Annotated in this window: 4 protein-coding genes; 3 read left to right on the top strand and 1 reads right to left on the bottom strand. The window is 60.5% G+C overall.

Annotated elements, in window-relative coordinates:
• A partial coding sequence (locus B3797_RS19555) for a DEAD/DEAH box helicase (RefSeq protein ID WP_349681498.1) occupies positions 1 to 404 on the bottom strand: 404 nt, incomplete at its 3' end.
• A 36-nt stretch (positions 405 to 440) separates the two neighbouring features.
• On the opposite strand from B3797_RS19555, the gene thpR reads away from it, so the two are divergent.
• From thpR to dksA, 3 genes are all read left to right on the top strand, one after another.
• Positions 441 to 965 carry an RNA 2',3'-cyclic phosphodiesterase gene (thpR, locus tag B3797_RS19550; protein WP_311791958.1) on the top strand — a complete coding sequence of 175 codons (525 nt, stop codon included), beginning with the start codon at positions 441 to 443 and terminating at the stop codon, positions 963 to 965.
• Between the two features lie 12 nt (positions 966 to 977).
• Positions 978 to 1,682 (top strand): DNA/RNA nuclease SfsA, encoded by a 705-nt coding sequence (sfsA, locus tag B3797_RS19545; protein ID WP_311791957.1) that lies wholly within the window; start codon positions 978 to 980, stop codon positions 1,680 to 1,682.
• A 286-nt stretch (positions 1,683 to 1,968) separates the two neighbouring features.
• Positions 1,969 to 2,424 carry an RNA polymerase-binding protein DksA gene (gene dksA, locus B3797_RS19540; RefSeq protein ID WP_033749555.1) on the top strand — a complete coding sequence of 152 codons (456 nt, stop codon included), beginning with the start codon at positions 1,969 to 1,971 and terminating at the stop codon, positions 2,422 to 2,424.
• Positions 2,425 to 2,516: the final 92 nt, after the last annotated feature.

The following is a 2,516-nucleotide window of genomic DNA, read 5'->3' as shown; positions in this document are numbered from 1 at the left end:
AGGATCACCAGCGACACGCCGCTGAGTTCGGGATCGCGCTGCAGCATGCGCGTCAGAATGCCCTCCGTCACCACTTCCAGCCGGGTGGCCGGGCCGACGCAGTTTTCGCCGCGCATACGGTAGCCGACGGTTTCGCCGGGCTGCTCGCCAAGCTGCTCCGCCAGACGCTGCGCCACGTTGCGCGCCGCCAGCCGACGCGGCTCCAGCATAATAATGCGGCCCGACAGATTTGCCCGCTGCAGCAGTTGCAGCGGCAGCCAAGTCGACTTGCCCGCGCCGGTTGGGGCCGCCAGCAGAATTTGCGGCGCCGTTTCGAGCGCCTGCAGCAGGTCGGGCAGCACTGCGCTGACCGGTAAATCACTCACGGCAAACTCCCGTTCAGCCTGTGTTAAGATGGCGCGCATTGTAGCATTCATCCGCGAGAATTGCCGGAGACCGCCATGGAGACGCAACGCCTGTTTTTTGGCATCGGGCTGCCTAACGCGCTGCAGCAGCAGCTGGTGCGCTGGCGCGCCGATAACTTCGCCGACGACGCCGGCCGCCCTGTTGTTGCGGCCAACCTGCACCTGACGCTCGCCTTTCTCGGCGAGGTGAAAAGCGAGACCGCGCAAAAGCTGCAACAGCTGGCCGCGCGCATTCAGCAGCCCGCCTTCGATCTCGATCTGGACGACGCCGGCCACTGGCCGCGTCCCCGCGTGGTGTGGCTCGGCTGTCAGCGGCCGCCGCGCGGTCTGCTGCAGCTCGCCGATCTGCTGCGGGCCCAGGCGGCGCGCCACGGCTGCGCGCAGAGCGCCCAGCCTTTTCATCCGCACGTTACGCTGCTGCGCGACGCGGCATCGCGCATTGCGCTGCCGCCGCGCGGCTTTCACTGGCGCTTTCGCGTCGACCATTTTTCGCTGTTTTCGTCGCAGTACGCGCGGGGCCGCACGCGCTATCAGGCGCTGGCGAGCTGGCCGCTGACCTGATTCTGGAGCGCTATGCTGTTTTCACCGCCGTTAAAGCCCGCCCGACTGATCGCCCGCTATAAGCGTTTTCTTGCCGACGTGGTGACGCCGGAAGGGGAAACCCTGACCATTCACTGCGCCAATACCGGCGCGATGACCGGCTGCGCCACGCCGGGCGACAGAGTCTGGTACTCCACCTCCGACAGCCTGACGCGCAAATACCCGCACAGCTGGGAGCTGACCGAAACGCAGCAGGGCCACTGGATCTGCGTTAACACGCTGCGCGCCAACCAGCTGGTGAAGGAGGCGCTGGCGGCAGACGTCATTGCGCCCTTGTCCGGCTACGACGCCTGCCAGGCTGAGGTCAAATATGGCGCGGAAAAGAGCCGAATCGACTTCCTGCTTCAGGCAGGCGGCAGACGCAACTGCTATATTGAAGTCAAGTCCGTGACCCTTTTACATCAAGGAAAAGGCTATTTTCCGGATGCGGTGACGGTTCGAGGCCAGAAGCATCTGCGCGAGCTAAGCGCCGTCGCGGCTGCCGGCCATCGGGCTGTTTTGTTGTTTGCGGTTCTGCACTCGGGGATTGAGGACGTCTCCCCCGCGCGTTACATTGACGCACGTTACGCAGACCAACTGGTCCAGGCGCAGCAGGATGGCGTAGAGATTTTGGCGTATCGCGCAGATTTATCACCGGCAGGCCTGTTTCTGAAAAAACCGGTTGCCGTAAGCTTGTAATATCTTTTGCAAATTGTTGTGTTATGAATGTTTAACGCGAGGCGCCAAATACGCTGTTCCTCACAGGCTTGTCAAGGTGCGATCATGAATAATTGCCAACCTTGACTGCTTCTGTTATTTATAGCGGCCTGTTTTTCCCCGTAGGGGGATCGATGTACCCGTTTGCGGCAACGCGGCGAAACCCGCCAGGCAAAATGTAGCGTAATGACTACACTCAACCGCCTGACGCCTAATCGCTGGCGCTGAACCACAAAAGGTATAGTGCGTGTTATCCAGGAGAAACAACATGCAAGAAGGGCAAAACCGTAAAACATCGTCCCTGAGTATTCTCGCCATCGCTGGGGTGGAGCCATACCAGGAGAAGCCGGGCGAAGAGTATATGAATGAAGCCCAGCTGCAACATTTTCGCAAGATTCTGGAAGCCTGGCGCAATCAGCTGCGTGATGAAGTTGACCGTACCGTCTCGCATATGCAGGACGAAGCGGCGAACTTCCCGGATCCGGTTGACCGTGCCGCGCAGGAAGAGGAATTCAGCCTTGAACTGCGTAACCGCGACCGCGAGCGTAAGCTGATCAAAAAGATCGAGAAGACGCTGAAGAAAGTCGAAGATGACGACTTCGGCTACTGCGAGTCCTGCGGCGTGGAGATCGGCATCCGCCGTCTGGAAGCGCGTCCGACCGCCGATCTTTGCATCGACTGCAAGACGCTGGCTGAAATCCGCGAGAAACAGATGGCTGGCTAATGCCATGCCTCTATCACCGCACTGCGGAAGAGCACGCTGTTGTTCCGCTGTGCGGTGACTTTTAATGCCTATGTCCACGCTTCCCTGTATCG

This window comes from Pantoea sp. UBA5923 (assembly GCF_002431095.1).
Lineage (GTDB): Bacteria > Pseudomonadota > Gammaproteobacteria > Enterobacterales > Enterobacteriaceae > Pantoea > Pantoea piersonii.
The sequence above is the reverse complement of the archived record's forward strand: the minus strand, read 5'-3'. Positions and strand labels throughout refer to the sequence as shown.